At 37.3% G+C, this 6,898-nt stretch carries 4 protein-coding genes; 2 read left to right on the top strand and 2 right to left on the bottom strand.

What is annotated here, in order from left to right; translation table 11 throughout:
* A partial coding sequence (locus BM308_RS12935) for a tetratricopeptide repeat protein (RefSeq protein WP_143098628.1) occupies positions 1–2,011 on the bottom strand: 2,011 nt, incomplete at its 3' end.
* A gap of 42 nt (positions 2,012–2,053) precedes the next feature.
* Positions 2,054–4,750, bottom strand: a complete 2,697-nt coding sequence (locus BM308_RS12930) for an endo alpha-1,4 polygalactosaminidase (RefSeq protein WP_074945780.1) — start codon at positions 4,748–4,750, stop codon at positions 2,054–2,056.
* Positions 4,751–5,464: 714 nt separating this feature from the next.
* On the opposite strand from BM308_RS12930, the gene BM308_RS12925 reads away from it, so the two are divergent.
* Together BM308_RS12925 and BM308_RS12920 are read left to right on the top strand one after the other, a co-directional pair.
* Positions 5,465–6,094 (top strand): hypothetical protein, encoded by a 630-nt coding sequence (locus BM308_RS12925; protein ID WP_074945778.1) that lies wholly within the window; start codon positions 5,465–5,467, stop codon positions 6,092–6,094.
* A gap of 23 nt (positions 6,095–6,117) precedes the next feature.
* Positions 6,118–6,898, top strand: a 781-nt coding sequence (locus BM308_RS12920) for a ParA family protein (protein ID WP_074945776.1), incomplete at its 3' end; no start/stop codon positions are given.

Below are 6,898 nucleotides of genomic sequence, written 5' to 3'. Positions count from 1 at the left end.
CCATTCCGTAACCTAAACTTGAAGCAAGATATGCAGCCATCTGCCAGGCTCCTGGATTTGACGCAAACATCTTCTTGTATTTGTGATAAAGAGCTTCAGCCTCCTTTCTATCACCGTTTAACAGGGCGATATTACAAAGGCCATCAATTGCCTCAAGACTTGAAGGATTGGTCTTAAGCAGCTTTTCATATATACCTTTGGCCTCTTTATAATCTCTGTTATACATAGCCAGAGAAGCTCTGTAGGAAAGGACATCTGTTGAAGAATAGCAGGCTTCATCTTCCTTTTTAATAATGTCCAATAGTCTCTGCATTAAGTCATGATCATTTTTAGAAGCAGAATGAGCCAGCAGTTCTGACATAATTGTGAAATCGTGCTTGGCCTCGTAATAGCCTATTAGCTTATCGATGTTTTCAGATGTAATTTCGATACTGTTTAAGAGCTTATAGGAGTCTGCCTCCATAGAGTTTCTGTCTAAAAGAACATTCTGAGAAAGAGAAGCTAAATTATCATCATCACATGTCCATGACAGAGAAGAAACCATGACCATATACTCATCATTCTGTTCTTCCCACTTATCTACAGAAGTAAGAGCTTCTAAAGCTTTCTTATCATTTCCAAGCATCACATAGGCATTTGCAGCATACATAGCCTCTTTTGCGGTAGGCTTACGATATTCAATTAACTTTTCAAAAGAAGATGTAACGTTCTTATATTCATTGAAATAGCTTTCAAGTCTGATCTTATGGGCGATAAGAGTAGTATTGCCAGAATTAGCCTCAAGCAGCTTGTTTATCATGGAAAGAGCTTCTTTAGAACCTTCAGCCTTCTCCATTACATCTACAAAATCATCATACTGTTCTGAAGCAAGATAGCCTGATTCAAAAGCTTTTTTATAGAAGACATCCATGCCCTCAAGATCAGAGAGTGAGCGAGATTCCTCAACACCACTTAAGACCTCAGTCTGAGTAGGAGCATTATCGAGCAGTTCGTAGCTCATGCGCTGAGAACCGTCCAAATCCCCCTTCCATTTATATATATCGTGAAGTTTAACGGTAATTTCTCTTTTCTTATCTTCTGGAGTAATATCAGAATCATGGAGCTCCTCAAGAATAGAAACAGCTCTGTCCAGGTCTTTTCTTGCAATAGAGTTTTCAGCAAGAACCATTTTGTTTTCAAAGCTAGGTTCCTTTTCACACAGAAGTTCTATGAGACCGAAGGTTTCTTCGTAAAGACCTAGTCTAGTAGCAGTATCAATCTCAGCTTTAATAAAATCAGAATCATCTTTAAGTTTTCCGTCATACTCTTTTAGGAAAGCAGAAAACAGGTCTTTATCAAATGCCTGAAGGTAAAGAGAGAAAAGAGACTCATAGTTTTCCTTGGATTCTTCGTTTAAGAATAGAGCTTTCTTAAACTCAACTGCCTTATCATAATGTCCGGTCTGAAGTGCAAGAGAGTAGATTAAATTCATGGTTTCATAATCAGGATTCTCTATCTTGCAGATATATGTATAGGCTTTTTCAACATCAGGAATCTGATAGCAGATCTTAACAATCTCTTTTAGTTGTTCATTTGAGAAGTTACGATTTAAAAGAGCATTCAGTTCAGCGTTAATCTCGGACAAAGACTGAGCTTTACTCTGATTATCAATGGTTCCAGCCAGAGCAACCTTGGTTTTGAGATACAGAATAAACGTATCTAAAGCACGATGCTCAGGATCTTCCTTGATTTCAGGAGCCAAAAGCTCAATAACATCGTTATAGTTTCCCTTTTCATAAAGAAGCTTTGCCTTCAGGTATGGAATCATCGGATCGTCCGGATTCAGTTTCTCAAGTTCCTGAAGGTAATTTAAGGAAACTTCTGGAGAAGAAGTGTCGGATATTTTCTTCTCAAGAGTAGTCAAGGTTGGGGATAACACATACACTGCACCAACTGCACCCACAGTTAAAAGAGCAATTGTGGTCTTGCTCAGAAGCGGTGCCGATTTTCTCTTTTTGTTTGTATTCTTCATTTTGATTCAATAAAGGAATTAGTTTTTCAGAATAACCTGTAATCAGTTACAGATAAGCACTCCTGAAATAGAACCTTTTTCTTTTGTCTGATATATGGAAACCTGATCTTCTTCTTTGGATTCAAATTCGCTTGAAGAAACAATCTGACACTTGTTTTTTGTCCATAATTCTAGTTTTAAAGGAATGTAGGACTGAATATTGAATTCAATGCGGTTACCATTCTGAATCCATTTATTGATAATACCATTGGCACTCTTGAGCATTACCCTGTCATCTCGTTCTTTTGCAAAGCGAACAGTATTATGTTTTTTGTTTAAGATAAGATAATTGCCGTCTTCACATGTGTTATAACCAGGAATATCAGAAGAAACAGGTAATCCAAACTGAGCTGGAACTCTTAATGATCTGATACCTGTTGAAGTAATTCTCCAGCTGCCATCTAAATTTCTGCCCAAACCTGTTTCGTACAGAGTTCTTGCTCTCTGAGCATATTCAGAAAGGTACATAGGAGTAACATCCTGTGACAAGGCGTAGTCATACAATGATTTAAGAGCCTTGAGTGATGATGGATATGTTCCTGAGTACATATGGTAGTAGATGGCGATGCTCTTCAGACGGCGTGGATGTCCGGTAAGATCAAAGGACTCGGTTGCTCTTCCAAAGCCATCAAAATGTTCTGTCCATTCGTGGGTATAAACATTCTCATTAAGCATAGGAGCATAAACCTGAACACCTTTTTTAGTCCAGTAAACAACAGGAGAAACATTGGTTAGGGAATCCATGCCTTTTAGGACAATGGTGTTTCCTCCATTAACATTAACAATCCCCTGTTTCTCCACCTTTTCAATAGCTTCAGGAGATGGGCAGGCATTACCTGACCAGAGAAAAACCTTTACCTTCTTATCAGGAGGACAAAGTCTTGAATTGATGTAGTTGATAGAACCTGAAACCTCTCTATCATAATCAACTTCCTTATAGCCAGGAATTGGAAGGAACTCGCCATACACGAGTTTTCTCATATTTGATTTTATATTCCATGAGAAAGGATGAGAGTAAGTATGAGATGCAACCTCAACATTAGGTAATTCAAAGATTTTTCTAGCCAGCTCCTCTAATTTTGGAGAGGCCTCTTTATACAGACCTTCAGGGCTGGTTTCACCTTCAATTACAGATACAGTATGAGGGATTTCGATTTTGCTGAAAACTTCGTTATACAGAACCTCACTAACTAGCGGCGAACCTTTAAACCATGAGCGAGAAGGAAATCCATCACCATCCACATGTGAAGTCAGAATTCTAAGACCGGATTCAGAACTTGCATCAGCCGCTGGAATTTTAGGAAGAGCTAGCATCTCGTCAAGGAATTTAAATGGATCTATAAGCCAGATATCCTGATTATTATCAAGGCTGAAAACAGGATAAGGTGATACAGCAGCCCCTCCCCAGGGTGCCTTAAACATCAGAGCAGACTTAACTCCGGCAGGATTCTTTACGCTTGCCAGAACCTTAAATCCTTTATTCTCATCAACCCTGAATCTGAAAAGTCTGTCATTAGGAGAAAAAGGAGGATCAATTATTCCCTTTGATATGTCAGGCTTTCTGTCGAAGCTGTATGGAGGCTCAATTTCACCAAGAAAATCTATTCCGTACGCATTTAAAAAATCGCTATTTGTAGGAAGCACACCTAAGAAAAGAGTTGGGATATAGCCTACATGAGATGTAAGCCAGGACATTAGTACGGTATTTTCAGTATAGCCACCGCTATCAGCTGGATAAAATACTAGTGCTGCATATTTTGACTTATATAGCTGGTTGACGTCTATATTGTATATATCTACAAGATCAACCACATAACCGTTGTACTCAAGAGGTGTAGTTACAGTGGAATGAATAAATGACAGATTAGGTTCACCCAGAGTTCCGTCATAAACACCTAGGATTCTTTTTGGAACACTGTACGTATAACTTACGCCAAAGCCATATAACAAACCGTCACTAACATATGGGGTATATCCCTTATTGATAATCTCCTTAGCCAGAAAGATTCTCTCATCAAGATCTGTATCAGGGAGATAATCAATAGCAATGGCCTCTACGCCTGAGGACTTAACGTGATCCAGTTTTGAGGAAAGCCAATCTCTGTCGACAGCACTTACCTCAGAGTAACTTTGATCCTTTGCATTGTATGACTTAAAAACGGATTCACCTGCAACTGCATCCGGTTTAAAACTGATCCTGTCAAATATTTCAAAACCACGGTTGAAAATAAGTCTAGGGAGAACTGAATGAATATCGTTAACAAGATTTGTTAAGCCTTCAACCTGCCTGTCATAATACTCTTTATCCTCCTTCTCATCTGTGTAAGCATTGAAGCTGTCCAGAGTATCCAGAAAAAGGCCGTCAAAATGACGTTTCTTTAACTCAGAAGCACGTGCAAGAATATAGTCTCGCCAGATAGGAGAGGAAACATCCATAATAGAACTTTTCCACTCTTCATTTTCAGCGATTTTAGCATTCTCAAGAGCCTCAGGAAGAGACTTATCATATTCTCCGACAGAAATGTATGAGTATACAGAAATACCTGCATTATGAAGTTCGGTTATCTGTTTGTCTGTAACATTAGAAGGATCTAGAACAACTCTGTCAAAATTCAGTAATTCACGTATTGAATCAACTTCATTGTAATAGAAACAGATAGATTTGTTTGTTTTAGCAAAAACAGGATTTAACACTGTCATAAGATACAACAGTGCTAGTACAATTAGCTTTTTCAAGATATTCAAATTTTCTTTATCACACACATCATCGTTCGACTTAACTCGAACATTTTGAGGACAATTATAATCATTGGAATAAAAAAATAAAGATTTGAAAAAGGCATATTTTGTAAAATATTCAGATTTTTTTTATTATATTTTTGTGTCTTATATCAAAAAAAATTCATTCACTTCCTCCATGGAGACAAAATTTTTACTAATAAATACCATTATTATTAATAATAAAATACATTTAAAAATCATAAAGATATTCAGAGCAATTCTTAGTTAAATCTTAGATATGAAACTATTCATGACAGACTATTTATTATTTTCTTAACGTTAAGAAAAAAAAATAAAAAAAACAATCTGTTAAAAGAAAAATGAAACAAGAAAGTTGTTTTGTATCTCAATCACAATATGTACTAGGGAACTGATGTTTAATTTTGTGAGAAAAGCAGAAAAATAAATTCATAAAAAATGATTTAATACAAGTAAAAAGAAAAAAATCATAAAGATTTTATGATCCATAATGAATCAAATTTGTGCATTTTTTTATATGGAAGATTAAATCTGTAGATAAAGGACAAAATCATAAACCAGCAGATGTAATATTTATTCCAGCCAGACAACATCAGGTATATAAAGAAATAGTTACTTTTCCCCGAAAGGTAACCAACAGGTTTGGTAGTGATAATGACAAAAAACAGTGACGAACTAAAGTTCAGAAAAGCTTATTCTGATCGAGTTGATTTTAAGAGCTTCGATGAAAAGACACCAGAACTCTACAGCAACTCAAGATTCTCCCTTATAAGAGAGCTTGCGACAGAATCAGCTCCAAAGGTAGCAGATATAAAGAATGCGGCTTCTGTAAGAGAGTTGCTCTCTGTAAAGCCACAAAATGAAAATGAGGGAAAGGTCGCTCAGACCAGAGTAGCTCTGTCATCCTCAGTACAGCAGAAAAATAAAACATCTTCGCTCAAATCATTCCTGAAAAAAAATACAGAAACGTATTATTCTAATAAGGTTTCGCCGCTTACAGACGAAATTTTATCTATGCAGGATGTTGTAACTCTTACTAAGGCTAAAGAAAATATTCCTGCTGAAAAAGCTCCCGTAGAAAAGAAAGATACTCAGGAAAATATAGTCAGTGAGGAAAATAAAGGTTCGTCAGAGAAGTCCACTTCAGTTGCCAACGATAGTTACGTGTTAAAAAAAGACCCCAAAATTTTTCACTCTCTTTTCAGAGCATCAATTGTGTCTGAATTTAACGGAAAAAAGACCGACTCCCTGCAGGAGCTTTACAAGAGACTAATGAAAGAATAAATAGAATTAACGAGAAACTTATCATGCCAGTAATCAGTGTTTGTTCACCTAAAGGTGGTGTAGGTAAGACCACCCTTGTTGCAAATCTAGCATATGCCTTCTCCAGAGCGGGAACAAAAGTGATCGTTGTTGATTTCGATCCCCAGAATGCTTTAAGACTTTATTTCGGTCTGCCACTTACAGACGAAAGAGGTTATGTATCCACTCCTAATACAGACTGGACCAATGCATGCATAAATATTGACAAGAATCTATACATGCTGCCGTTTGGAAAATCCAATAAGGAACAGAGAGCACTACTTGATGAGGCAATGTCTGAGCCCGACTTCTTCAAGACGGTTCAGGGAGGATTGTTCAATAATCCCGATATTCTTGTAATTGCTGATTTTGCACCAGGCTATACTCAGGCTCTAGAGTCCATAGCCACAGTGTCAAATATGCAGATTGTACCGCTGCTTGCTGATGCAGCTTCCATTTCCCTTTTCTCTCAGCTGTTGTCAGGTGGTCTTATGGACGGACTTGTGGGAGGAGGACTAGGTTTTTACATCATTCTCAATCAGATTGACAACCGCATTAAATTAAATCGAGAAGTTCAGAACTTCTGTGAACAGAACTTTAAGGATCAGCTTTTAGGAATGATTCACAGAGACACTTCTGTAATTGAAGCCGCTGGCCAGCAAATGGCTGTATTTGACTATAACAAGAACTCAGCTGCAGCCTTCGATATTGAAATTATCGCAAAAAAGGTAGCCCAGAGACTTGGCTTTGTAGTCAACAAGGGCACTATGATTATCAATCCTTTAA

It is taken from the genome of Succinivibrio dextrinosolvens (assembly GCF_900116345.1).
GTDB lineage: Bacteria > Pseudomonadota > Gammaproteobacteria > Enterobacterales > Succinivibrionaceae > Succinivibrio > Succinivibrio dextrinosolvens_B.
The sequence above is the reverse complement of the archived record's forward strand: the minus strand, read 5'-3'. Positions and strand labels throughout refer to the sequence as shown.

What these genes read in the sequence shown, in the direction of transcription:
- BM308_RS12925 (WP_074945778.1), top strand. Translation starts at nt 5,465, where the DNA reads ATGACAAAAAACAGTGACGAACTAAAGTTCAGAAAAGCTTATTCTGAT.
- BM308_RS12930 (WP_074945780.1), bottom strand. Translation starts at nt 4,750, where the DNA reads ATGACAGTGTTAAATCCTGTTTTTGCTAAAACAAACAAATCTATCTGT.